This window comes from Coprococcus sp. AM14-16 (assembly GCF_003434675.1).
GTDB lineage: Bacteria > Bacillota > Clostridia > Lachnospirales > Lachnospiraceae > Coprococcus > Coprococcus aceti.
Window position 1 is genome coordinate 759417 of the sequence record NZ_QTLL01000001.1, and the last position, 26121, is coordinate 785537.

Sequence of the window (26121 nt, forward strand, 5' to 3'; positions counted from 1 at the left end):
AAAGAGGATATACATGATTAGCATAAATGAAGTAATCGAGACCAATAAGATGATCTCAGACATGAATCTGGATGTTCGTACCATCACAATGGGAATCAGTCTTTTGGATTGTGTAGGTACAGATGTGGATGATACATGTACAAAGATATATAACAAGATAACAACATATGCCAAGGATCTTGTATCAACAGGTCAGGAGATATCAAGAAGATATGGTATACCAATCGTCAACAAGAGAGTTTCTGTAACACCTATAGCACTGGTTGGTGGTTCCGTATGTAAGACCACCGGAGATTTTGTAAAGATCGCAAAGGCTCTTGACAAGGCTGCAGACACCATAGGAGTCAACTTCATCGGAGGATATTCAGCGCTTGTAAATAAGGGCATGACTCCTGCTGATGAGCTTCTTATCCGTTCAATTCCTGAAGCACTCTCAAGCACAGGAAAGGTGTGCAGCTCCATAAATGTAGGTTCAACCAAAACCGGTATAGATATGGATGCAGTCAAGATTCTCGGAGAGATGATCAAAGACACTGCCGAGCTCACCAAGGAAGCAGATTCCATCGGTTGTGCAAAGCTTGTAGTATTCTGTAACGCACCTGATGACAACCCATTTATGGCCGGTGCATTCCACGGTGTTACCGAGGGAGACTGTGTCATCAATGTCGGAGTCAGCGGCCCTGGTGTTGTAAAGAAAGCCCTTGAGAAGGTAAGAGGAGAAAACTTTGAGGAACTCTGCGAGACCATCAAGAAGACAGCTTTCAAGGTAACCAGAGTTGGACAGCTCGTTGCAAAAGAGGCATCCAAGATGCTCGGCGTACCATTTGGTATAGTTGACCTGTCACTTGCCCCTACTCCTGCAGTCGGAGACAGTGTAGGTGAGATTCTCGAGGAGATCGGTCTTGAATACGCCGGAGCTCCTGGTACAACAGCAGCACTTGCGCTCCTCAACGATCAGGTTAAGAAGGGTGGAGTTATGGCTTCATCATACGTCGGAGGACTCTCCGGTGCATTCATCCCTGTATCTGAGGACCAGAGAATGATCGATGCAGTTTCCGCAGGAGCATTAACTCTTGAGAAACTTGAGGCCATGACATGTGTATGTTCAGTAGGTCTTGATATGATAGCAATTCCTGGTGATACATCACCTGCAACCATATCAGGAATTATCGCTGATGAGATGGCTCTTGGTATGATCAACCAGAAGACAACCGCTGTAAGACTTATCCCTGTTATCGGTAAGACAGTTGGAGATCAGGCTGAATTTGGCGGACTTCTCGGATACGCACCTATCATGCCTGTCAACAGATTTGCATGTGATAAGTTTGTCAACAGAGGTGGACGTATTCCAGCCCCTATCCATAGTTTCAAAAACTAATATTGGATAATGCGGTATAGGATCACAGTTCCTGATACGATATAGATATATAGAGGATGCGCACTGAATACGGAAATTCCGTGCGCATCTCTTTTGCTGTAATTGAATATTTCCATTTGGAGATATCAGATAATATGATCACAAGAAAATTATTTAAGGATATTATTTTATGAGAAGATTAGCTTTACCGGATGAAATACTGATGAAGGTTGAAAAGCCCGCCAGATATATAGGCGGAGAATACAACAGTGTTATGAAGGACAAGGACAAGGTTGATGTGCGTTTCTGCATGTGTTTTCCTGATGTATACGAGATAGGTATGTCCCATCTCGGAATTCAGATACTGTACGATATGTTCAACAGGAGAGAGGACACATGGTGTGAAAGAGTTTATTCGCCATGGCCTGATCTGGACGCGGAGATGAGAGAACATGACATCCCTCTGTTCGCGCTGGAATCCCAGGATCCTATAAAGGATTTTGATTTCCTTGGAATAACACTCCAGTACGAGATGTGTTACACCAATATTCTTCAGGTGCTTGATCTGGCTGGAATCCCACTCCGTACAAGAGACAGAAAAAAGGGAGACACACTTGTTATAGGCGGAGGCCCATGCTCATACAATCCTGAGCCTATAGCAGACTTCTTTGACATATTCTATATGGGTGAGGGCGAAGTATCATATGATGCACTTCTGGAGCTTTACAAGGTGTATAAGCACTCTGATATGACCAGGGAAGAATTTCTCATAAAGGTGTCCAACATTCCGGGATTATACGTTCCTGAGCTCTATGAAGTCACATACAAGGAAGATGGCACGATAGCTTTATTTGCTCCTAGATTTGAAGATGTGCCTGCCACGATAACCAAGACGGTTGTCATGGATCACAGCAAAGTCACATACCCTGAGAAGCCTGTTGTGTCATTCATGAAGCTCACTCAGGACAGAGTTGTTCTTGAGATCATGCGCGGATGTATAAGAGGCTGCAGATTCTGCCAGGCTGGAATGATATACAGACCAACCAGACCTAAGGATGTCAATCTGTTAAAGGGCTATGCTGAGAAAATGCTGGCAAGTACAGGACACGAGGAGATAACCTTCAGCAGTCTGTCGTCGAGTGATTACGAGGAGCTTCCGGAACTCACAGACTGCCTGATCGAGAAGATGGACAATGAGCATGTAAATATCTCTCTGCCATCGCTCCGTATAGACGCCTTTTCTCTGGATGTCATGAGCAAGATCCAGGATGTGAAGAAGAGTTCACTTACATTTGCCCCTGAGGCAGGAACGCAGAGACTCAGAAATGTTATAAACAAGGGTCTCACAAAGGAGAACATAATGGATGGTGCCCTGAAGGCCTTCAAAGGCGGCTGGGATAAGGTGAAGCTGTACTTCATGATGGGCCTTCCTACTGAGACATATGACGATATTGCCGGGATTGCAGACCTGTCGGAGGAGATCACTGAGCTTTTCTTTGCAAATATCCCAAGAGAAGAACGAAATGGACGTGTCATGGTCACCGCATCGGCATCATATTTTGTGCCAAAGCCATTTACTCCGTTCCAGTGGGCTCCGATGATAAGGCCTGAGGAATTTGTCAAGCGTGCATACTTTGTGAAGGACAGATTCCGTGCAGAGAAGAACCATAAGAGTCTTAAGTTCCAGTACCACGAAGCAGATATCACCATACTTGAGGGACTGCTTGCTCGAGGCGACAGGAAGCTCTGCGATGTAATATATGATGTCTATAAGGCCGGTCAGATATTTGACGCATGGACAGAGTTCTTCAAAAAAGAAAACTGGGACAACGCCATGGCAAAGCACGGTCTGGATATAGATTTCTACACATACAGGGACAGAAGTGTTGATGAGATACTTCCATGGGATTTCATTGATATAGGAGTCACAAGAAAGTTCCTTGAGAGAGAGTGGGAGAACGCCCAGAACGAAAAGGTAACCCCTAACTGCAGACAGCAGTGTTCCGGCTGTGGTGCCACAAGATTTGGAGGAGGTGTATGTTTTGAAAATAAGAATTAAATACTCCAAGCTCGGTAACCTCAGATTTATAGGACACCTTGACGTTATGAGATATTTCCAGAAGGAGATAAGACGTGCCGGTCTGGATGTGAGCTATTCCAAGGGATATTCGCCTCACCAGATCATCTCGTTTGCCGCTCCGCTGGCCATGGGGATCACTTCTGATGGCGAATACTTTGACGGAGAATTTGAATCCGTTACAACATCCAGAGAGATGATCGACGCATTGAATGCCGTATCGGTTGATGAGATGAAGGTCACTGAGTGTGTACTTCTTCCCGATGATGCAAAGAACTCCATGTCAGTTGTGTCAGCATCGGACTATGTCATCTCATTCCTTGACAAAGCAGGAACTGAAGAACGGCATAATATACTGGACAGTGTGGAATCCTTCATGTCGCAGGATCAGATCGTCATTCTGAAAAAGACAAAGAAGAGTGAACGCGAGGAGAATATAAAACCTGGTATCATGACCTGCGAGCTGAGGGACGATCAGATATATATGCTGCTGTCAACCGGAAGTGAATACAACCTCAAGCCGGAGCTCGTCATGCAGGCTCTCTGCGCGTATGCGGGTGTCAGTCACAACCAGTTCCATTATCATATTCACAGACTGGAGACGTACATGGATGGCCCTGATGGCAATATAATACCTCTATACAAGGCCGGTTCACCATTCTAAGAGTCTGCCTGACCGTATATTTGAAAGATTATAAGGGGAATATCACATGAGAAAGCTGGTAGTTACACACTACGACAACAAAATATTACAGGCTGTTATACAGGATGGCAAAGTCACAGATCTTAACCTGTCAGAGGGCAGTACAGTCCTCGGCAATATCTATGTGGGCAAGGTGGCCAACATCGTAAACAATATAAATGCCTGCTTCGTGGATTACGGTGACAGACTTCCCTGCTACTACAGTCTGGATGACAATGATATTATATACGCCGATGGCAGGGAGCACACAAAGCTCAGGATCGGCGATGAGATAGTCGTTCAGATCAGCCGTGACGCAGTCAAGACCAAGAACCCTGTTGGTTCATCGGAGCTCACCCTCCGCGGGGATTACTGTGTGGTCCACACCGGGGAACAGATCGGTGTATCGAACAAGATAAGCAGCAGAAAGCTCCGGGACGAGCTTAAGGACATCGCGCGAAATACCCTCCCGGCGGGTATAGGTTGTATCATTAGGACAAATGCTGTGGATGCGGACCCTGAACTCATAAAACGTGAACTGAATGAGCTGGGCGGTCGTCTCACGCAGATCCTGAAGGCCGCAACAACCAGAAAATGCTTTTCCTGTCTGTACCGGAATCCACCGGAATATATAGAAAACATAACTTTCATGGGAAGTAATAAGCTAGATTCACTGGTAACCGATGATGAAGAAATATTCCACGTATTTGAGGATTACATAGAGAAAAAACAGCCTGGAACAATAGACTTAACGCTTCATACCGATACAGCATGTCCGCTTACGGCAATCTACAATCTCAATAAAGAAGTGGAGGGAGCTCTAAAGGAGAGAGTATGGCTTAAGTCAGGTGCCTACCTTATAATCCAGCAGACTGAGGCCATGGTAGTTGTGGATGTGAATACAGGCAAGGCTATATCAGGCAGAGATATGGAACAGCACATGCTGAAGGTCAACACCGAGGCTGCCATCGAAACCTGCCGTCAGTTAAGACTCCGCAATCTGTCAGGGATAGTAGTCATAGACTTTATAAACATGAAGAATCCCGATGATATTCTCAGGATACGTGATACCCTGATAAGAGAGCTGGCAGACGATCCTGTACCAGCCAAATTCGTAGATATCACCAAGCTTGGACTTATAGAGCTGACCAGAAAGAAGTTAAAGAGACCGCTTCACGAAATGGTTAAGCTTTGATGAAAATAAATCAAAAAATATTGTAAAAATATATCAGAAAATTATTGACAAATAATCATCTCAATGGTAGATTATATGAGTATGCCGCACAGTTAGGTATAAGTGTGTCAACAGACACCACCAAAACTGGCGAGTTTGATTAAGGAGGTATTAACCATGTACGCAATTATAGCAACAGGCGGTAAGCAGTACAAGGTAGCTGAAGGAGACGTGATCAAGGTTGAGAAGCTCGCAGCAGAGGCTGGAAGCGAAGTAACATTTGATGATGTTATCTTAGTAAGCACTGATTCAGACGTTAAGTGTGGAGATGCAGTTGCTAATGCATCTGTAACAGCATCAGTAGTTGGTGAAGGCAAGTCTAAGAAAGTTATTGTTTACAAGTACAAGAGAAAGACTGGCTATCACAAGAAGAATGGTCACAGACAGTCATATACTAAGGTTGAGATCAAGAAGATCAACGCTTAATTGGTATTGATTGTATCGATTATAAGACATGATTGATGTAGTTATTTATCAGAACAGCAATTCGGAATATATAGGATTTAAGACAGATGGACATGCGGAATATGATGATCCTGGACAAGATATCGTCTGTAGCGCAGTTTCAGCGATCACGATAACCATCCTGAACTCTGTTGAGAAGCTTTCAGATGTGAATTTCACACTTGACTGTGATCAGGAGAGCGGACATATGGATTTCATATTCACAGAGGAGCCGGATATCAAGGCACAGACTTTGATGCAGGCGCTTGTGATCGGTATATCCGGAATCGAAGAATCCTATGGCGATTATATTTGTATGACCTTTAAGGAGGTGTAATTGACATGATGAAGATGGAACTTCAGTTTTTCGCTCATAAGAAAGGTGTAGGTTCTACAAAGAACGGCAGAGACTCAGAGTCCAAGAGACTTGGCGCTAAGAGAGCTGACGGTCAGTTCGTAAAGGCTGGTAACATCCTTTACAGACAGCGTGGAACAAAGATTCACCCAGGTCTTAACGTTGGTATTGGCGGAGATGACACACTGTTCGCTACAGCTGATGGTATCGTTAGATTTGAGAGAAAGGGTAGAGACAAGAAGCAGGTTTCTATCTATCCAGTAGTTAACGAGTAATATTGGATATATATAAGTAATACTATCAAGAGACTGGAGTAATTTTTATTATTCCAGTCTTTTTTTACAGACAAAAGTGCAGATATGGGGTATACTATGAAATAGTGTGCAGATGTATCTGCAGAACTTGACACAGGTAGTTTAGACATTGAATATTCGGTATAGAATATCTGACATAGAAAGGCGGTATATTATGTTTGCCGATAGAGCCAGAATATATGTGAGATCAGGCAAGGGCGGTGACGGACATGTATCCTTCAGAAGAGAGAAATATGTTCCAAACGGCGGTCCTGACGGCGGTGACGGAGGTAATGGCGGTGACGTTATCTTTGTTGTCGACGAGGGAATGAACACGCTCACTAACTATAGACATGTGACAAAATACAAAGCCGGAGACGGTGAAGAGGGCGGCAAGAAGAACTGCCATGGCAGCAATGGTGCCGATATCGTGCTCAAGGTTCCACCTGGAACTGTTGTCAAAGATTCAGAGACAGGTAAGGTTATTCTCGATATGGCATACAAGAAGGAACCTGTTGTTTTCCTTAAAGGAGGCCGTGGTGGCCGTGGCAACAGAACATATGTAACTTCGACCATGCAGGCGCCAAAGTATGCACAGCCTGGTCAGCCAGCCAAGGAGCTTACAGTAGATCTTGAACTCAAGTGTATAGCTGACGTAGGACTTGTCGGATACCCAAGTGTAGGTAAATCAACCTTCCTTGCAAGAGTTACGAATGCCCGTCCTAAGATCGCGGCATATCATTTTACCACTTTAGTTCCGAACCTGGGTGTGGTGGATCTCGGGGATAAGAACGGCTTCGTGATCGCAGACATTCCAGGCATAATTGAAGGTGCGTCAGAAGGAACAGGTCTTGGACTTCAGTTCTTAAGACATATAGAGCGTACAAAGGTTATAATCCACATCGTGGATGCAGCCTCGGTGGATGGAAGAGATCCGATCAATGATATCCACGTAATCAATGAAGAGCTCAAGAAGTACAATAAAGACATCGAGAACCGTCCACAGGTTATAGCAGCCAACAAGGTCGATCTTCTGGATGATATGGGCTATGAGACTGTCATAGAGATGCTTAAGGAGGAATTCCCGGAGGATGAAGGATATAAGATATTCCCTATATCTGCAGTATCAGGAAAGGGTATCAATGAACTTCTCTGGTATGTCAATGACCTTGTAAAGCAGTCTCCAAGGGAGATCATCGAATTTGAACCTGAGATAGATCTGTCCATGCAGGATGATCCTGAGCTTCCATTTGAAGTCAGAAAGTCAGACGAGGAGGAGGGTGTATATATCGTCGAGGGTCCACGAATCGAGAAGATGCTCGGATATACGAACCTTGAATCTGAGAAGGGCTTTGATTTCTTCCAGAAGTTCCTCAGAGACAATGGAATACTTGCACAGCTTGAGGAGCTTGGCTGTGTAGACGGAGATACTGTAAGAATGTATTTCCTTGAATTTGATTATTATAAGTAAAGGAATAAACACGTATGAATAGCAAACAGAGAGCATATTTAAAGGGGCTGGCACAGACCATCCAGCCTATACTCAACATAGGCAAATCATCACTCACACCTGAGTTCACAGAATCTGTTGCAGAGGCTCTTGAGGCGAGAGAACTAATCAAGATCTCTGTTCTCAAGAACTGTCTTGACGATCCTCGTGAGATAGCAGCTATGCTCGGTGAGAGAACACACTCACAGGTAGTTCAGGTGATCGGCAGAAAGATCGTTCTGTACAAGGAGTCAAAGGAACATAAGAAGATCGAACTTCCATAGGGGGAATAAGCCATGCTGGCACAAAAAGCAGGACATGTAGGTATACTCGGCGGAACATTCAATCCTATACACTATGGACATATAGAGCTTGGCGTACAGGCACTGGAACAGTTTAGACTGGATAAAGTGCTTGTGATGCCCAACAATAAGCCTGGTTATAAAGATATTTCCAACGAAGTTACAACAGATCACCGGGTCAACATGATAAAACTTGCCATAGATGGCATAAAAGGGTTGGAGTATTCTGATTTTGAGCTCAGACGTCCCGGGATCACATACACCTCAGATACGCTTGAGGCCCTTCATGAGTTATATCCTGACGTTCACTGGTATTTTATCATGGGCGGGGATTCCATTATGTATTTTGACCACTGGCACAGACCTGACATCATATCAAGGCATGCAACGCTGCTTGTCACAACAAGAAGTGGAGTTCCTGAGGATATGATCAACAACAAGATAGCAAGCCTGCACAGCCTGTTTCCGGCTTCTGATATCCGTCGGGAGTACATCCACCAGCACGATATATCCTCAAGTGATATAAGAGCTGCTGTGCGGTCAGGAGAAGATATCAGGGATATGGTTCCCGACAGCGTGATAACATATATCAAGGACAATGGTCTATATCACGTTTGATCTGGCAGGTATAACAACATATATTGAATATTACTTATACTTGAACATTTGCAACAGATAGGAGATAAGATGAACAGATTTGAGATGCGTGAGCGCCTTGAAAACAAGCTCACAAAGAAAAGATTTGAACATTCACTTGGTGTGGAATATGTATCAGGCTGCCTGGCCATGGTTCACGGAGCAGATGTTAACAAAGCTTTGACTGCCGGACTTCTACATGACTGCGCCAAATGTCTGCCTGCAGACGAGAAGATAGCAAGATGCAAAAAACACGGACTTCCAATAAGCCAGGTCGAATTTGCTAACCCTGAGCTTTTACACGCAAAGCTGGGAGCATATTACGCAAGAGAAAAATACGGAGTTGACGATGAGGACATCCGATCGGCTATAGAATTCCATACAACTGGAAGACCGGCTATGTCGCTTCTGGAAAAGATTGTTTTTGTGGCTGACTATATAGAGCCGAACCGTAAGCCTTTGCCGGAGATAGATGAAATAAGAAATGAGGCATTCTCCGATATTGACGCTTCGGTGGCCCACATATTAAAGAATACTTTAACTTATCTGGACAGTGGCAGCTGTGGAGACACGGACGAAATGTCTGTCCGGACATATAAATATTATACATCATTGAACAGTGAGGACTAATATGGCAGATTCCAGAGAGATGCTCAAGATAGCATGTGCTGCTCTTGAGGATAAAAAAGCATTTGACATTAAGATCATAAACATAAGCAGAATTTCAACCTTATGTGATTATATAGTGATAGCTGACGGAACAAATAAAAAACAGGTTCAGGCACTCAGCGATAATGTTGAGGACAATATGCACGAAGCTGGATATTCCCACAAAGGAGTGGAGGGATATTCTGAAGGTGGATGGATTTTGCTGGATTATTATGATATAATAATCCATATATTTTCTGAAGAATCAAGAAGATTCTACAACATAGAGAAGATATGGAGTGACGGAGATATTGTATCTCTGGACAGCATATAAGATATTCAGTTTAAAATAAGATTGGGTTGCAAGTAAGAATTTGGGGATTAAAACATGGAGAGTAACAGGCTATTAAGCGACAATTATATCAAGATCAATCATATTGCCTCCAAATGTATGAGGCTTTTTGCTATATTGATACTTTTGTACTGGGTATTTACATATATTGGAGGGCAGTGCAATATAGTGCTCCTGTTTTCCTGCATGGGAGTATGCTGTATTCTGACCCTTATACCTACGATTTTTATTGATCTACTTAAGAACAATGAGGGCAAATGTATAAAATATGTGGTAATTGCATTGGCTGTACTCATATGCTCCATACTCAATACAACTTTATCGTACACAGCTATGATCGTCTGGATATTTCCTATGCTTGTAGCTTCCCTTTATTATAACAAGACAATGGTTCTCTATACTGCGCTTTTATCTACAGTCGGTGTATTCGCTGCAGATATAGTCAATTACAGATTATGTGATCTTGTTATTCCACCCGCACATGATGATTTTGCTGACAATATGATACTGGTCATAGCGCCATGTGTTATAGCCATTTTTATCATGTCATTTGTATCATATTTCATAGTATCAAGAAACTCAACAATGCTCAATAATGTTATAGACCATGCTGAAGAGGTCAAAACTAATCAGAAGGAACTCATATATGCGTTTGCCGAGCTCTCAGAGAGCAAGTCAAAATCAACAGGTGAGCACATCAAGAGAGTTGCAAAATACATGGAGGTTCTTGGAAAGGCATCCGGTTTTGATGACGATTATGTTGACATGCTTTCAACCGCAGCCATGATGCACGATATCGGCAAACTGATGATCAGCGAGGAAATACTCAACAAACCTTCCCGTCTTACAGATGAGGAGTTCGCAATTATGAAGAGTCATGTATTATATGGCGACGCACTTCTCTCAAAATGTCCGGGACAGATCCTTCAGATTGCAAGAACGATCGCCAAGGAACATCATGAGAAGTGGGATGGCTCTGGATATCTGCATATGAAGGGAGAAGAGATCGCATATATCAGCAGGCTTATGGCTGTATGTGATGTATTCGATGCCCTTACATCAGCAAGATACTACAAGAAGGGCTGGTCTATGGAGGAGGCTTATACCGAGATAGTAAGCCAGAGTGGTAAACAGTTTGATCCAAAGGTGGTATTATTATTCCAGGCTCATTTCAAGGAATTCAAACAGATAGCAGAACAGAATGCTGATAAGCACATATACTAAAATGTGATTACTTAAAAATAGACTAAATATACATTAAGCTAATAGACTAAAAAACTGTTTTTTATGGTTTTTTAGTCTATTTTTTTGGATTTAGGCTTGAAATAAGCTAAATAATTGGTATAATGTAATTAACAAATTGATATAAATTAACTATTTTGAAGTTAATTTACTTTTAATAAGCCCCCTCTTAAAAAATATGACATAAATTGATCCCCAGGTCATATACGTAAATGTTGCTGACGTATGTTGACCTGGGGATCTCTTTCTTAATGGATTTATTATATTATATTGTAATTACATCTGCCTGAATAATCCGATAACCTTTCCGAGTATATCACAGTGGTCTACGATAATTGGATCCATATAATCATTCTCCGGCTGAAGTCTTATATGACCATTCTCCTTAAAATATCTCTTTACTGTAGCCCCGTCATCGATAAGTGCAACCACAATATCACGATTGGAAGCAGAAGAGCATTGTTCAACAATAAGGAGATCACCATCGTTGATTCCGATGTTGATCATACTTTCGCCCTTAACGCGAAGCATGAATGTCTGATTATTGGTGTTATGTAAATATTCCGGTGGAATAGGAAAATAATCCATAATATTCTGTGTGGCAAGGATAGGAAGTCCCGCTGCAACCTGTCCAACAACAGGTATATTAATAACCTCACGCCTTGACAATGCAAAATCATCATCTATTATCTCTATAGCCCTTGGTTTTGTTGGATCACGCCTTATATATCCGTTCTCCTCAAGAGATGCGAGATGAGCATGTACTGATGATGTAGACTTGAGTCCAACAGCCTTGCAGATCTCTCTTACTGAAGGTGGATAGCCCTTCTTAAGCTGTTCTTCCTTGATATATTCCAAAATCTCTGTCTGTTTATCAGATATCTTTCCTTTTCCCATGTATATTGAACCTCCACAAATAAATTCTATTTAACATAATCTGTTATATACAAAATATGATAGCACATATGTTCTGATATTGCAAACGAATGTTCTGTTTTAATTTTGCTTTGTTTTGAATATTCTTGACCGGATCTATTCTTTCGTGGGAATAAAAATGGACACCTGATAGTGCATAATATAGGAGTATTAAGGATTCAGAGTTACAATACGAACTGCAGTCGTACAAGTGTTCGAAAATCACTTGACAACAAAACATCTGTTCGGTATAATACGAACATAGTAACAAACATACGTTCAGGAGGGATAGAGATGAATAGATTATTTAATTTCATTAGCAATAAAAAGGTGACAATAATTGTAGCCATAATCATAGCAGCAGTATTATATGTTTCGATCACACACATGGATGCATCCGAAGCTGATGCCACCAATGCCAGCACCAAGTATTACACATGTATATCCGTTGAGTCTGGCGATTCACTTTGGGATATAGCTCAGAAGTATATGACTGATGAATATACATCAACCCAGGATTATATCGATGAAGTTGTCTCGATCAACAATCTGAACAACGATTCATCGATAGTAGCCGGAACAAACCTGGTAATACCATATTATGAAGTGACTGATCTCAATTAAACAAGGAATTATATGTTCTTGATCAACGCATATAGATTCTATTAAATGATAGATTCTATATGCGTTTTCTGTTTAGATTTTTGCTTAGAGAGTCGTAAGAATCAGTGAAAGCAGTGCAGTTGGAATGTATTTTGGTCTATATGTTTCTATTCGCTAAACTCAGGTTTTACGAAAAAATATAGCATATTTTATTACATTATGCTATAATCCATTTAGTCATATACATGAATATGCCCACAAATTAACATATATCAGGAGGTTTCAAATATAACGATGCCAGCCAAGCCATACAACAAACAGGTCGATGAGAATAATATATTATTGCTCAGAGATATTCTTTCCGAGTTACCACAATACGCAACGATCGCTTTTCGTGGAATTGAGAATACTACATCCACAAGAACACGCCTTGGTTACGCCAGGGATATAAAAACATTCTACGAGTATTTATGTGAAAATAACCCATTCTTTCGTGATAAAACTCCACTTGATATTACTACTGAGGATCTCAGCAGACTTGAGGCCGAGGACATCGAGGAGTTCCTGCATGCCATGAAGCTTTACACTAAAAACGGACATACATACACCAACGGTGAGCAGGCGTTAAAACGCAAATTATCTGCACTCCGGGTATTTTTTGCATACCTGTATAAAAACGACCGTATAAGCTCAAACGCTGCAGAAAAGGTCGACATGCCAAAGATACACGATAAGAAAATTATACGAATGGAGCCAAACGAAGTTGCAGATTTTCTTGATAATGTTGAGTATGGCAGCGGCCTGACTGAACGCCAGAAAAAATATCATGAGAAAAATAAAGTCCGTGACCTGGCGCTTTTATCACTTATGCTCAGCACCGGCATGCGTGTATCCGAATGCGTTGGAATTGATATACGTGACGTTGATTTCGATAATATGCGGATTAAGATCGTTCGAAAAGGTGGCAAGGAGGCATACGTATACTTCAGTGATGAGGCAAGTGAAGCTTTGCTTGAATATCTTGATGAAAGGAAAAAACTGATACCGGAAAAAGGCCATGAGGATGCGTTATTTCTGTCCGGTCAATTAAAAAGAATATCTGTCAGATCAGTTGAGAATATTGTAAAAAAATACTCTCTTACCTCCGTTCCTTTAAAGCATATAACACCTCACAAACTCAGGAGTACGTTTGGCACTGAACTTTATAGGGCTACAGACGACATATACCTGGTGGCGGACGTATTAGGCCACTCGGATGTAAATACAACAAGAAAACACTACGCTGATATGGATGAGGACAGAAAACGTCGTTTCAGGAACGAAGTACAGCTTCGTGAAAAACGCACAATTAAACCATAATAATATTATGTTAACTTAAGGAGTATTTTTATGAAATCACAAAAGCTTTTATCATATACAAGACGAGCTATAACTGATTACGATATGATCAGTCCCGGTGACAAGATAGCCATAGGAATATCCGGAGGCAAAGACAGTCTGACACTTTTATATGCAATGTCCAAACTGAAAAAGTTTTATCCCATACCATTTGAAATTGAAGCTATAACCGTAGATCTTGGATTTAAGGATTTTGACACGTCCAGACTTAAGGAATATTGCGAGTCACTTGGAGTCAATTATACGGTTTGCAAAACTCATATAGGCGAGATCGTTTTCGATTACAGGAAGGAACCTAATCCATGTTCACTCTGCAGTCGTATGCGTAAAGGAGCCTTCAATGATTGTGCTGCAGAACTTGGCTGCAACAAGATCGCATATGCCCATCACAAGGATGACGTTATAGACAGCTTCCTGATGTCCATGCTGTATGAGGGGCGCATTCACACCTTCTCTCCTGTCACTCATCTGGAGAAATCAGGTGTCACACTCATAAGACCTCTTATATACGCACTGGAAGGCGAAATAAGAGCATTTGCACGCGCCAACGATCTTCCAGTCTGCAAGAACCCTTGTCCCGCTGACGGCGTCACAAAGCGTCAGGAAAGCAAAGACATTATAGACGAACTCAAAGTACGCGTGCCTGATGTAAAAGATCGTATATTTTCCTCCATCGAGGGTGCCGGAATAGACGGATGGTCAAGGCACTGATTAATAGCTTATGGATATAAAAAATAAATCCAATCACAAAACAAAAATGACAGTAAGCGTTTAACAAACAACCTACTGTCATTTTTTATATACAAGATTTTATAATAACATTATTATGATGATATATTACAATTTTCAATAATAATCATGACTGAGATCAATAATTATTTACAATGTCATATAACAGATCTATCGTCTTATCTATGCCGTACTTCGAAGTATTGATACATATGTCGTATCCCTTCATCTCGCCCCATCTCTTGGATGTATAATAGTTGTAATATGAAGCTCTGGCCTTGTCTTCCTTCTTGATCATATCCTTGGCCTTCGATTCACTTATGTTGTACTTCTTGGCGATTCTGGCTGTTCTGTCATCCATGTCTGCATACAGGAATATATTCACCACGTTGTCCAGATCCCTGAGTGCGTAATCAGCACATCTGCCGACAAATACACATGAACCATCTTTCTCTGCAAGATTCTTGATGGTGTCAAATGCCGCAAGGAAAACTTTGTGGTTGAGAGGAAGCTCTGTTGAATTGCCAAATCCCAGTGAATATGGATCCATCACCAGTGAGTAAAGAAAGCTATTCGTAGGCTTTTCGTCAAAGCTGTCAAAAATCTCTTCACATATTCCACTGTTCTTTGCTGCCTCTTTAAGTAACTCCTTGTCGTAAAATGGTATGTTCATCTTTTCTGCAAGAGCTTCTCCGATCTGCTTGCCTCCACTTCCGAACTGTCTACCTATAGTAATAATCTTCTTCTCTGCCATAGTAACCACTCCCATCTTCTCGTATTCTCCATGTAAGAAATATCAAAATATATTACTTATGTACAAAATACTTAAATTCCTATATGGGTTATTATAACATTTATACAATAAACTGTAAATAAAAAAGTATAGACAATTGCACGTAATATGTGACAATTGTCTATACTCGTTTGTTACATTATATTAATTTAACAGTTTTAGCTTCTTTATAAGATCTTCAAAATATTCCGGCAGATCAGCCTTGAACTCAACGTATTCCCCGGTTGAGGGATGTTCAAAACCGAGAATACCAGCATGCAGCGTCTGTCCCTGCAGCTTAAACGGGCATTTCTTCGGTCCATAAACTTCATCCCCAAGTATGGGATGTCCAATGGATGCCATATGAACTCGGATCTGATGTGTCCTGCCGGTCTCAAGCTGACACTCAATAAAGGTATACTTTCCTCCAAAACGCTCCAGAACCCTGTAATGTGTGACGGCATGTCTGCCATTTCTGGTATTGATAGCCATTTTCTTCCGATCCTTAGGACTTCTTCCGATCGGCGCATCCACAGTACCATCATCCTGTGCGATATTTCCATGGACTATGGCATAATACTTTCTGGTTATACTATGCTCGTGAAGCTGCTCAGACAGTGATCTATGGGCATTATCGTTCTTACACACCACAAGTACACCTGTTGTATCCATATCTATCCTGTGAACGATTCCCGGCCTGAATTCTCCATTTATACCGGAAAGGGAATCCTTAAAATGGTACATCAGTCCGTTGACCAGAGTCCCACTGTAGTGTCCCGGTGCCGGATGGACCACCATTCCCTTTGGTTTATTCACAAGTATCACGTCATCATCCTCATATATGATGTCGAGCGGTATATTCTCAGGCTCAATGTCAATGCTGACCGGATCCGGCACTGATATATCAAAAATATCTCCGGTACGTACACTGTAGCTCGGCTTTGAAGCCTTACCGTTGACCTGAATATATCCGTCATCAAATAACTTCTTTATGAAAGATCTCGAATAATCGCTGAAATACCCGCTGAGAACCTTGTCTATTCTTTTCCCTGCCCAGTCGCCGTTGGCTTCGATGTTATATTCTTCCATATACTATTCCTGTCCATCTGTCTGTTTTTGGTGTATGATCTCTGAGAGCTCATCATCCTTATACTTGAACAGCACCAGAATAACTATAACAATAAAACTGCATGTGACAAATATATCTGCGACATTGAATACCGGGAAGTTAATAAGGCAGAAGTCAAACATGTCAACCACATATCCACGGGCAACTCTGTCGATCATATTGCCGACAGCTCCCGATATGAGAAATACCAGTGATATCCTGAGCGGTGTATATTTCTTTTCCTGATTGCCTGCAAGCCTGATGTATACATATATAGCCGCAAGCAGGATAACAAATGTTATCGCAAGCAGGAAAACGATCTTACCTGAGAAACTTCCCCAGGCCGCACCTCTGTTCTGAACATAGTTGAGCTGGAAAACTCCGTCAATTATTTTCCTTGTCTGTCCAACCTGAAAGTTGGTGGATATGAGATGTTTCACCAGTTGATCTAAAGCTGTAAGAATAATAATGGCAAGTATAGCCATCGGTATTCTCTTTTTCATAATATCCGTTCCTCCTTTGAACATCAATGCCACTCAAATGCCTTTTTCATATCATCAGGAACGACATCGGTATTGATATATGCATCGCCAATAGTGTAAAGAAGAATAAATTTGATCTTGCCCCCAACCATCTTCTTATCGTTCTTAGTGTACTCTATGACAGCATCTGCATCGACAGGGTAGTCCTCAAGAGTAGGGAAACCAAACATATCAAATGCGTGTATGATCTTATGAAGCTCGTCCTCTGTGATGTCACCCCTGTTGTATGAGATAACAGACGCAAGGCAGCATCCGATGCCGACACATGCCCCATGACTCAGCTTAAGGTCGAGGTATCTCTCTATGGCATGTCCAAGAGTATGTCCAAAATTGAGCAGAGCTCTGTCGCCCTTCTCAGTAGGATCGTTTTCCACAACAACTCTCTTGATGTTGCAGCTCACCCTGATCATCTCCATCAGGACATCCTTATCCCTTGCAAGTATTCTGTCGTGATTTTCTATAAGCCAGTCAAAATATGCAGAATCCTTTATGAGTCCATGTTTTATGATCTCACCCATTCCCGAAATAAACTGCTCATCGGATAACGTGGTGAGTGTTGACACATTGATATACACAAGCTTTGGCATGTGAAAGGCTCCGACCATGTTCTTATATGAATCAAAGTCAACGCCTGTCTTTCCACCGATACTGCTGTCCACCTGTGCCAGAAGGCTTGTAGGTATCTGTACAAAGTCTATGCCTCTGAGATACGTTGCAGCAGTAAATCCGGTTATATCGCCCGTTACGCCGCCTCCAAGAGCCACCAGAAGATCTTTTCTGTCAAACTTTGCAAGAATAAGCTTCTCGTAGATCATCTTTACTGTATCAAGATTCTTCTGAGACTCACCGGCCTCAAATATAATAGATATCAATTCTTTGCATTTTCCATCAAGCTGAGTCCTGATCTCATCGAGATAAAGAGGCGCAACGTTACTCTCTGTAACGATACATACCCTTCTATCAGCAATTCCCTGTCCGGCTAAAAGCTCAGGCAGGGAATTAAAATCGTTTGCAAAGAAAATGTCATAGATTGGTTCATCATTCAGATGAACTGTGAGTGCATTACACATATAAACATTCTCCCTTAGTATAAAATATATTGTTAGTTTCCAAATGGATTAACAAATGACTTACCGCCAAGATTCTTTGTGTATACAGACGAATCACTTGTAACACTTCCGCCACCGGCACCGCCAAGTGTTGAATCACCCATGGCTGAGCCGCCTCCTGATCCGAGAGTTGATTCCTCACGGCCCTGTGGATCGCCGTCATAGGAGTTCATAAACGAATTCATGGCTGCGCTCTGCGTCGACTGTGAATAAGAAGCATTTGAACTACCCTCGCTTAATACATCGTCAAAATTAAGCCCCATCTCCTCATTGATAGGATTCTGGGCAAGGTAATACATATGGGCTTCCATGAGAGCCTTGAATGCACATACATAGTCCTTGTACTGCTGTTTTATTCCATCAATACTTCCCTCTATGCGCTCAAGCTCCTCCCTGGCCTCCTGCACTATATTATTAGCCTTGATCTTGGCATCATTCTCTATCAGTCTCGCCTTATCAGTGGCGTTCTTTGTAGACTCCTCAGCATTCTTCTCTGCTAGCATGAGAGATTTCTGAAGCTTTGACTCGGTTGTTCTGTAATGTACTAAACTGTCAGTCAGAGTCTTTACCTGATTGGTAAGATCTGCATTGGACTTATACAGTTCTGTGTAGCTGAGCACAACTATGTCAAAAAATGCATCTACATCTTTTCGCGCATATCCCATTCCATGCGTGAACTTCTTCTGTTGTAAATCAACTGGTGTAAGCATATGTAATCCCCCGTAAAAACATATATTAGTAAGTTGCCTTACTTGAAAGAGTTTCCCCCTGAAGAGATCCTCCAGCCAATTCCTCCCTTAAATCACCAGATACGTAGGTTCCATTAGGTGTGGCAAGGAATATGTTGCCCGAAATAGCCTGAAACAGGCCATCCACAGCATAACTTGCTCCTCCAATGAAATCCGCTATTCTCTGTGCAGTTGGAAGATCAAGATCCTCCATGTTTATTACGATTATCTGTCCTCGATTGAGATGATCGATTATCATCTGCGCATCGTCAAACTCGTCCGGCTTGATAACAAATACTTCACTGTCATCCATTGCTCTGGATCTGCTGTTGATCGATACGAGCTTTCCATTACCTGCTCCTGACTGCTGACCATGAGAAGATCTTGCAGCTTTTGATCTGGCCGATCCATTGTCAGATGATGCAGAACCTTTGTACTTATTAAAGGACTTGAGCGGTGAAGCCTTCACTCTGGACTCTGTCTGAGGCGCATCGTAATCATCCTCATCATCGTACTCATCATCTAAGCGATCGTCCATATCGTCTTCATCTTCATAGTCATCTTCATCTTCATCAAACAAATCATCATCAAAGTCATCGTCGCTTGAATCACTTAATTTGAAATAATCAAGAAAACTTTTCTTTGTATTTCCCTTTGCCATGATTGTTCTCCTTTAAATATTATAATTTCTGGCACCGAATATTCCCGTGCCAACTCTAACCAACGTTGCACCTTCTTCAACTGCAACTTCATAGTCGTTTGTCATACCCATCGACAAGACGCTCATATCGATATTATCAATGCTTTTAGATTGTATGTCAAGTGATAAATCTTTCAATTTGCGGAAATAGACCCTGTTGTCCTCGGGATCATCCACAAATGGAGCGATAGTCATAAGACCCTTAACCCTGATATGAGGGAAATCTTTTATCTCCTGGATAAGCGGAAGTACCTCGTCGCATGACAGTCCAAACTTTGTTTCTTCCTGTGCAACATTTACCTCAATGAGAATATTGACTGTGACATCATGCTTTGCAGCCTCCTTCTCAATGGTTTTGGCAAGATTTAACGAATCAACGGAGTGTATCATACACACCTTATCTACAATGTATTTTACCTTGTTCGTCTGCAGGTGACCTATCATATGCCAGTTTACAGGTCTTGAGACATTCTCGTATTTGTCCACAAGCTCCTGAACCTTATTCTCACCAAAATCAACGGCATCCGTATCACTGAGCAATTCCTCTATATCTGACAAAGGCTTTGTCTTGCTAACGGCGATCAGAGTGACATCCTCCGGTGATCTGCCGGCCTTTTCACATGCCCTGACTATGTTCTCTTTTACTTTTTCGTAATTTTCTTTAAGCATATTATCATCTCCTGTGTCTGTACTATTGATATATAAGCTCTCCCTCTTTCATGGAATGTCCATCCAGTAATATTCTGTCATATCTGGATATTCCATATGAAAGATCCGGCTTGATGATCGAGTAATCATCGCCCGATACGATAACCTCTATTCTTCTGAATTCCGCAGTTCCTCTTGATACACACAGAACACCATCCATCGTATACTTGGCGGCTGTGGCAACGGAAAATGTATCCTTGGAATTATTCTTCTGCAGTACCGCATCTGAATCTATACTTGACGGATCAACATAACAGAATCTCTTGTCGGTAAAATATATTATCGGTGATATCTGTTTTATTGAAGTGCTTCCCGAATTGCCATATGTTACCTGATTAAAATGAGTCAGATCTGAATCACCACTGCCTCCTGTCAGGTAATCCACAGGTATCATATATACATCCTTTGTTATTACGGATGAAGCCGGTATCTTCAGACCGCTGGATTCCTCAAACATGAAGTTGATGTCCAGAAATCTTTCATTTACATACTGCGCGATATATTTGTTGAATGATACCACTATATAATAATGACCATCTTTTTCGATCTTATCGTATGTCGATCTGATCCTTCTGCTCGAATTATTGATGGTAAATGAAGCGTATTCATTCTGTGTAACCTTATCAAATTCATCCTTGCTGAGCGATATGGCAATATTCCATTCCTCATCGTTGATAAGCTTACATACAGCGCTGCCCGCAGAAACCTGGCCATCTAACTTGAGTGACTGTTTTGTATACACAGTTTTATCAAAAAGCTCAGGTGTAAGATTCTTCACATCGACGCTCTCATATCCATCCTGATAGTATGTGACAAGTCCACTGAATGGTGCCTTCTGGGCATCAAGTGAAAATGATGAAGAACCATTGCTGACCTGCTCAAGAGCAAGCTCCTCATAGAGCTCTAAAAGCTTGTTGTCGATGCTTGTCTTGAAATTATATACATTACCAAAATTGGATGCCGAAAATCCATTTTTGAACATCTTTATCTGATTGTTCAGACTTGTGTAATCTGCGCTCGTGAGAAGTGCTGAACCATTCTCCTGCATGTCGCTCATTGCTGCCTGCATGGAGCCCGAGCTGTCAATGGCATATATATTTGCACCCTTGGATACCTTCTCGCCATCTCTTATATAGTAGCATGGTGTTCCCGTCGCCGAGGCGGTTATGACAGTCTCACTTCTTACCGCAAGCCCTGTAGCCGTGAAATCAGTATCGTACGTACTCTGCTCAACCGTGAATATTATCGGATCAGAATCATTAACATACGCAACGACCCTGATGAGTATATATATGAATACGAATGCAAAAAGGAATGTTCCAAAGCCCGGCATTTTGAGCTTTGGAAGTTCGATCTTTGTCTTTTGTTTTTTTCGTTTTATTGTCGCCATAATATGTCTCCCGTAATTTACTCTGGCACAGAAAATGGCTGGCAACATACATATGCCAACCACATTCTATCTGAAATATAAGGCGGCATCCAGCTTATAATGCCGCAATAACGCAGTCCTTGAAATCCTCTGGTACGTCATTGACATCTGTTGCCAGACAGATCACTATATCAACATTGAACATATCGGATATGTTCTTTATCTCGTCCAATGCCTCAACGATATGTGACTCTCCAACGTATGCAACCGTCTTAAAATTATCTATATAAATCTTCTCAATATCACTGTTCTGGGAGATTATTCCTCGCACGAATCCGGTGAACGAATCCAGCTTGCTAATTCCATAGCTTGTACAGTTGATCATCTTGACTCTGTTGCTGAGCTCATAGAGATGCTTGTTGTTATTATCAAGAAATACTACCGTACCGGAAACAACCTTTACTTCATTGTTGACCTTATCTATCAGTGCCTTTGTCTTTCCCTTACCCTTATCTCCTGCAATAATGTGAATCATTTTTCATGCCTCCTGAATCTTGGTGTAAAATTTATACAAATAATGTCCGTATCATATATGTCAGATACACACATCACTTTGCCTTATTTATAAGTTCAGTCATGGCGCTGTACAGTGCCTCTTTTCCATCTGCTCCGGCTACAAGAGCAATATACTCTTCACCGGTGGAATCGTTCTTAAGCTCCATGATAAGACAGTTGAGTGCCTCCTCTGTGGTTCCGGTCTTCCACGAACCTATCGAGTATCCATCTGGAAAATTTACCTCACCAGTTAAGAATTCATTTGTCGGCTCTATGGTTACCACCTGTTCATTGCCATCTGCATCCGTGTATGTGAAATCATATGTATCAAGTGAATCTATCACATACGCAAGGTCATGCTTTGAAAATTCCTTTATTATAAGATACAGATCATACGCTGTAGTGTAATGGTCATCGTCGTGAAGTCCGTGACAGTTGACAAAGTGGGTATTTGTCGCACCGATCTCCTTCGCCTTTTCATTCATCATGTCACAAAATGCTGATTCGCTACCGGCTATCAGCTCTGCAAGTATAACACCACAGTCATTGTATGATGTTATCATGAGACCGTACAGCAGGTTCTTGACCGTCAGGCTGCAGCCTCCGACCAGGTCACTGGCCATGGCATCCCAATCGTCAAATGTAACCTTTCTGTTGAGAGTTACCACATCGTCAAGGGATATATCTCCCTTTTCTATGCTCTCCATAACGAGTATACCTGTCATGATCTTGGTCATACTTGCCGGATATATCTTTCCATGTACATTATGAGCCACTATGGTATCCTTGGTCGTCTCATCGACAAGCATAGCGGCATAACATCCGTTGTAGTTTGCGGCATCTATCTCCTCGCCCTGTGCTATCACAGCGTTATCGTATGCCATTCCGAGCTCCCCATACACCGGAAGATCAGGCAACACACCTATGTCGAGCTGTCTTCCAGCTTTGTAGGTCTTGCTTCCGCAGCCGGTCAGAAGGACCATCGACAACACAAGTATCAAAGAGATACTTCTTCGCATGTATTTTCCTATTCTGCTTTGATTAAACATAATATAACCTCCGAAATATATTCAACAGCCTGATAATGGTGCTGAAATATATTTACTTGTAGAATTCACGCCAGTCAAGATCTCCTCTGTCAAGTGCCAGTATAAGAAGCTCGGCAGTTGCCAGATTAGTCGCAAGCGGAATATTATGTGTATCACACAATGTAAATATGTTGTTTATATCAGGTTCATGATTCTTTGGATGAAGCGGATCTCTCAGAAAGATGACCATATCGATGTCATTGTTCTCTATCTGTGATCCGAGCTGCTGCTCACCGCCAAGATGTCCTGCAATATATTTGTGAACTGTAAGATTGGTAACCTCCTCAATAAGTCTTCCGGTAGTTCCTGTTGCGTAAAGCTCATGCTTATTAAGAATTCCTCTATATGCTATACAGAAGTTCTGCATCAGTTTTTTCTTAGCATCATGTGCTATCAAACCAATATTCATGAAAATCCTCCTAATACTTTTTCTTTTGCAAATTTATATTGAGAACCATGCCCATTCCGGCACACAAACTGACGAGTGAACTCAGTCCGTAACTTATGAATGGCAAAGGTAATCCCGTGTTCGGAAGTATGGATGTGGCAACACCAATATTGATAAATGACTGGATGCTGACCAGTGCTGCCATACCTGTTGCTATATACATTCCCTTTTTATCACCGGAACGCCTAGCAACCCTAATACATTGTAACACTATGAGCAGTAAAATTGCAATAATAATAACACTTCCGATGAAACCTAATTCTTCTCCCACTGCCGAGAATATAAAGTCTGTCTGCTGCTCAGATATGAGATTTGTATCTTTTACGGTTGCCACATCAGAGCTGTTGATCCCCTTACCGGTCAACTGTCCCGATCCTATGGCCATGATCGAGTTGTTCTGCTGATCCTGGGTGGATCCGCCTCCATACATATGTCCAAGTATACGCTGTCTCTGATATCCGTTCAGAAACTGAGGCAGGTTGTCCTGCTGGATATACCAGAAGAAGCCTCCAAAGAATGGTATGAGTATCAGTACCGCAATACCTATTATCTTGAGTGAGAGCCCCGCTATAAATATGACTATAAACAATGTTGCACATATACATATCGTGGTTGAAAGATCCGGCTCGGCAAATATAAGTCCGATCGGTATTGCAAGGAAAGCTGCAAGCTTCAGCAGCGTCTTTGCCGTGTTCAGATCATCCGCATGTTTTTCAAGAAAAACAGCCGTGCAGATTATCAGTATTATCTTGGCAAACTCCGATGGCTGTATGGTAAATGAATCGGATATCTGGAACCATCTGCTGGCTCCATGGGAATCCGCACCTGATCCTGCCACCAGTACAAGTCCCAGCAACACTATATTTGCAGCGTATAGTACCATGTAGTATTTGCATATGAAATTATAGTCTATGAGTGATACTATTATCATTCCCAGTATACACACCCCGGCACCGATCAACTGCTTTGTGAGTTTTGTCTCATCTACGCTCACTATGATCACAGTACCCATGGCCATGGCTGCTATTATCAGGAAAAACAATTTGAAATTGTAATCCAGTATACTGTATTTTTTTTGATCCTGATCAAGACTGAATTGTTTTAAGTTCAGTTGATCCTTCTTGAATAAGTTCATAATTCACTGATCCTCGTCCTATTGTTCTGTATGTATATTCGTTATCCTTCTTCTCTGTATCCACGCTTAACAATGGAATATATGCCACTAGCATACGCTCCTTGACCTGGATATCGATATCTGATTCCTTTACATTGATGTATCTGTCTATCTCCTGCTTTATGGTATGCTTCATATCGTCCAGGAAATCCGGATTACACCCTATCCTGTCTGAAGCCAGCATGCTTATAAGCCTTTCTTTGGCATAACTTCCTGTGTTATATAAATATATCTTATTCATCCCCATATTCCTCCCTTCAGGCTCTTTTACGTCTGAAAAGCGAACGCAGTGAGCGGTTCTTCCCTGAATAATAATCTTCAACTTCAAGGGAATCATCCACTATCTTTCTGCATATATTCATATATGCATGTCCCGATTTAGTGTTGCTGCACACGACCGGTTCTCCTTTGTTTGTCGATATGACTATGTCCTCATCATCGGCGATTACTCCAAGCAGATCCACTGCAAGTATATCAACCACATCATCGACGGACATCATATTGCCCTTTTTGACCATATCATATCTTATCCTGTTGATTATGAGGTGCTGTTTTTCAATTCCATACGCCTCGAGCAGACCGATTATCCTGTCTGCATCCCTTATGGCCGAGACCTCGGGAGTTGTCACTATGACAGCCCTGTCAGCAGCAGCTATGGCGTTCTTAAAGCCCTGTTCTATACCGGCCGGGCAGTCAATGATTATGTAGTCATACTCGTCTCTTATCTCGTCTATGAGCTTGATGATCTGTTCCGGGCTGACCGCTGTCTTATCCCTGGTCTGCGCGCAAGGCAGCAGGTACAGATTGTTGTAGTTCCTCGCCTTTATAAGAGCCTGCTTATATCTGCAGTTTCCCTCTATTACATCTATCAGATTATAGACTATGCGGTTTTCCAGGCCAAGCACAACATCCAGGTTTCTGAGACCTATATCTGTATCTATCATCACCACTCTGTTCCCGAGGGACGCAAGACCGGTTCCTATATTCGCCGATGTGGTCGTCTTGCCAACTCCGCCTTTTCCTGATGTAACAACAATAACTTCACACATAATAAAAATCCTCCT

General features: G+C 41.9%; 31 protein-coding genes. 16 read left to right on the forward strand and 15 right to left on the reverse strand.

The features are described from left to right. Positions 1-13: 13 nt before the first annotated feature. The 13 genes from DW159_RS03400 to DW159_RS03460 all read left to right on the forward strand — a co-directional run bounded on the left by DW159_RS03400 (position 14) and on the right by DW159_RS03460 (position 11093). Positions 14-1378 carry a PFL family protein gene (locus DW159_RS03400; protein WP_022216453.1) on the forward strand — a complete coding sequence of 455 codons (1365 nt, stop codon included), beginning with the start codon at positions 14-16 and terminating at the stop codon, positions 1376-1378. 169 nt (positions 1379-1547) lie between these two features. Then, a complete protein-coding gene (locus tag DW159_RS03405; RefSeq protein ID WP_117548955.1) occupies positions 1548-3416 on the forward strand; it encodes a TIGR03960 family B12-binding radical SAM protein in 1869 nt (622 codons plus the stop codon). Beyond that, the gene (locus DW159_RS03410) at positions 3391-4098 is read left to right on the forward strand and encodes a TIGR03936 family radical SAM-associated protein (RefSeq protein ID WP_242859136.1); all 708 of its coding nucleotides are present in this window, start codon (positions 3391-3393) and stop codon (positions 4096-4098) included. Before DW159_RS03405 ends, DW159_RS03410 begins: the two co-directional genes overlap by 26 nt. Positions 4099-4144: 46 nt before the next feature. Then, complete coding sequence (locus DW159_RS03415) at positions 4145-5311, forward strand: ribonuclease E/G (protein ID WP_117548956.1); 1167 nt, start codon at positions 4145-4147, stop codon at positions 5309-5311. A 156-nt stretch (positions 5312-5467) separates the two neighbouring features. Continuing rightward, the gene (gene rplU, locus DW159_RS03420; RefSeq protein WP_004850943.1) at positions 5468-5776 is read left to right on the forward strand and encodes a 50S ribosomal protein L21; all 309 of its coding nucleotides are present in this window, start codon (positions 5468-5470) and stop codon (positions 5774-5776) included. Positions 5777-5804: 28 nt separating this feature from the next. Beyond that, positions 5805-6131, forward strand: a complete 327-nt coding sequence (locus tag DW159_RS03425; protein WP_015534943.1) for a ribosomal-processing cysteine protease Prp — start codon at positions 5805-5807, stop codon at positions 6129-6131. Positions 6132-6136: 5 nt separating this feature from the next. Continuing rightward, positions 6137-6424, forward strand: coding sequence for a 50S ribosomal protein L27 (rpmA, locus tag DW159_RS03430; protein WP_004850948.1), 288 nt, complete (start codon positions 6137-6139; stop codon positions 6422-6424). 193 nt (positions 6425-6617) lie between these two features. After that, positions 6618-7913, forward strand: a complete 1296-nt coding sequence (gene obgE / locus DW159_RS03435; RefSeq protein ID WP_055144437.1) for a GTPase ObgE — start codon at positions 6618-6620, stop codon at positions 7911-7913. Between the two features lie 14 nt (positions 7914-7927). Continuing rightward, complete coding sequence (yhbY, locus tag DW159_RS03440) at positions 7928-8215, forward strand: ribosome assembly RNA-binding protein YhbY (protein WP_022216458.1); 288 nt, start codon at positions 7928-7930, stop codon at positions 8213-8215. A gap of 12 nt (positions 8216-8227) precedes the next feature. Further along, a complete protein-coding gene (gene nadD / locus DW159_RS03445) occupies positions 8228-8851 on the forward strand; it encodes a nicotinate (nicotinamide) nucleotide adenylyltransferase (protein ID WP_117548957.1) in 624 nt (207 codons plus the stop codon). Positions 8852-8920: 69 nt separating this feature from the next. Beyond that, a complete protein-coding gene (gene yqeK / locus DW159_RS03450; RefSeq protein WP_082418046.1) occupies positions 8921-9499 on the forward strand; it encodes a bis(5'-nucleosyl)-tetraphosphatase (symmetrical) YqeK in 579 nt (192 codons plus the stop codon). A 1-nt stretch (position 9500) separates the two neighbouring features. Further along, positions 9501-9851 carry a ribosome silencing factor gene (gene rsfS, locus DW159_RS03455; protein ID WP_117548958.1) on the forward strand — a complete coding sequence of 117 codons (351 nt, stop codon included), beginning with the start codon at positions 9501-9503 and terminating at the stop codon, positions 9849-9851. Positions 9852-9905: 54 nt separating this feature from the next. Next, positions 9906-11093 (forward strand): HD-GYP domain-containing protein, encoded by a 1188-nt coding sequence (locus tag DW159_RS03460; RefSeq protein WP_117548959.1) that lies wholly within the window; start codon positions 9906-9908, stop codon positions 11091-11093. 294 nt (positions 11094-11387) lie between these two features. Here DW159_RS03460 and lexA read toward each other — a convergent pair whose 3' ends face one another. After that, the gene (gene lexA, locus DW159_RS03465; protein WP_022216463.1) at positions 11388-12008 is read right to left on the reverse strand and encodes a transcriptional repressor LexA; all 621 of its coding nucleotides are present in this window, start codon (positions 12006-12008) and stop codon (positions 11388-11390) included. Between the two features lie 312 nt (positions 12009-12320). On the opposite strand from lexA, the gene yneA reads away from it, so the two are divergent. From yneA to DW159_RS03480, 3 genes are all read left to right on the forward strand, one after another. Beyond that, positions 12321-12650: a cell division suppressor protein YneA gene (yneA, locus tag DW159_RS03470; protein WP_015534940.1), complete on the forward strand. Its 330-nt coding sequence runs from the start codon at positions 12321-12323 to the stop codon at positions 12648-12650. A gap of 273 nt (positions 12651-12923) precedes the next feature. Beyond that, positions 12924-13988, forward strand: coding sequence for a tyrosine-type recombinase/integrase (locus DW159_RS03475; RefSeq protein ID WP_117548960.1), 1065 nt, complete (start codon positions 12924-12926; stop codon positions 13986-13988). A gap of 30 nt (positions 13989-14018) precedes the next feature. Next, positions 14019-14738, forward strand: a complete 720-nt coding sequence (locus DW159_RS03480; RefSeq protein WP_117548961.1) for a tRNA 2-thiocytidine biosynthesis TtcA family protein — start codon at positions 14019-14021, stop codon at positions 14736-14738. Positions 14739-14895: 157 nt separating this feature from the next. Here DW159_RS03480 and DW159_RS03485 read toward each other — a convergent pair whose 3' ends face one another. From DW159_RS03485 to minD, 14 genes are all read right to left on the reverse strand, one after another. Further along, positions 14896-15510: a cytidylate kinase-like family protein gene (locus DW159_RS03485; RefSeq protein ID WP_022216466.1), complete on the reverse strand. Its 615-nt coding sequence runs from the start codon at positions 15508-15510 to the stop codon at positions 14896-14898. Between the two features lie 183 nt (positions 15511-15693). Next, the gene (locus DW159_RS03490; protein WP_117548962.1) at positions 15694-16617 is read right to left on the reverse strand and encodes an RluA family pseudouridine synthase; all 924 of its coding nucleotides are present in this window, start codon (positions 16615-16617) and stop codon (positions 15694-15696) included. Positions 16618-16620: 3 nt separating this feature from the next. After that, complete coding sequence (gene lspA / locus DW159_RS03495; protein ID WP_015534938.1) at positions 16621-17139, reverse strand: signal peptidase II; 519 nt, start codon at positions 17137-17139, stop codon at positions 16621-16623. A gap of 23 nt (positions 17140-17162) precedes the next feature. Beyond that, positions 17163-18248, reverse strand: a complete 1086-nt coding sequence (gene aroB / locus DW159_RS03500) for a 3-dehydroquinate synthase (protein WP_117548963.1) — start codon at positions 18246-18248, stop codon at positions 17163-17165. A 32-nt stretch (positions 18249-18280) separates the two neighbouring features. Then, a complete protein-coding gene (locus DW159_RS03505) occupies positions 18281-18997 on the reverse strand; it encodes a DivIVA domain-containing protein (RefSeq protein WP_117548964.1) in 717 nt (238 codons plus the stop codon). A gap of 25 nt (positions 18998-19022) precedes the next feature. After that, a complete protein-coding gene (locus tag DW159_RS03510; RefSeq protein ID WP_015534935.1) occupies positions 19023-19676 on the reverse strand; it encodes a cell division protein SepF in 654 nt (217 codons plus the stop codon). Between the two features lie 12 nt (positions 19677-19688). After that, the gene (locus DW159_RS03515; protein ID WP_015534934.1) at positions 19689-20384 is read right to left on the reverse strand and encodes a YggS family pyridoxal phosphate-dependent enzyme; all 696 of its coding nucleotides are present in this window, start codon (positions 20382-20384) and stop codon (positions 19689-19691) included. Positions 20385-20406: 22 nt separating this feature from the next. Beyond that, entirely contained in the window at positions 20407-21813 is a 1407-nt protein-coding gene (locus DW159_RS13600) for an HlyD family efflux transporter periplasmic adaptor subunit (protein WP_158547575.1), read from the reverse strand. A gap of 94 nt (positions 21814-21907) precedes the next feature. After that, the gene (locus tag DW159_RS03525; RefSeq protein WP_015534931.1) at positions 21908-22327 is read right to left on the reverse strand and encodes a hypothetical protein; all 420 of its coding nucleotides are present in this window, start codon (positions 22325-22327) and stop codon (positions 21908-21910) included. A gap of 73 nt (positions 22328-22400) precedes the next feature. Continuing rightward, positions 22401-23396, reverse strand: a complete 996-nt coding sequence (locus DW159_RS03530; protein ID WP_242992606.1) for a D-alanyl-D-alanine carboxypeptidase family protein — start codon at positions 23394-23396, stop codon at positions 22401-22403. Positions 23397-23448: 52 nt separating this feature from the next. After that, the gene (locus DW159_RS03535) at positions 23449-23844 is read right to left on the reverse strand and encodes a methylglyoxal synthase (RefSeq protein ID WP_022216472.1); all 396 of its coding nucleotides are present in this window, start codon (positions 23842-23844) and stop codon (positions 23449-23451) included. A gap of 10 nt (positions 23845-23854) precedes the next feature. After that, positions 23855-25018 (reverse strand): FtsW/RodA/SpoVE family cell cycle protein, encoded by a 1164-nt coding sequence (locus DW159_RS03540; RefSeq protein ID WP_117548965.1) that lies wholly within the window; start codon positions 25016-25018, stop codon positions 23855-23857. Continuing rightward, positions 24969-25298: a cell division topological specificity factor MinE gene (locus DW159_RS03545; RefSeq protein ID WP_117548966.1), complete on the reverse strand. Its 330-nt coding sequence runs from the start codon at positions 25296-25298 to the stop codon at positions 24969-24971. The genes DW159_RS03540 and DW159_RS03545 overlap by 50 nt, the downstream gene beginning before the upstream one ends. A gap of 16 nt (positions 25299-25314) precedes the next feature. Continuing rightward, complete coding sequence (minD, locus tag DW159_RS03550; protein WP_022216474.1) at positions 25315-26106, reverse strand: septum site-determining protein MinD; 792 nt, start codon at positions 26104-26106, stop codon at positions 25315-25317. Positions 26107-26121: the final 15 nt, after the last annotated feature.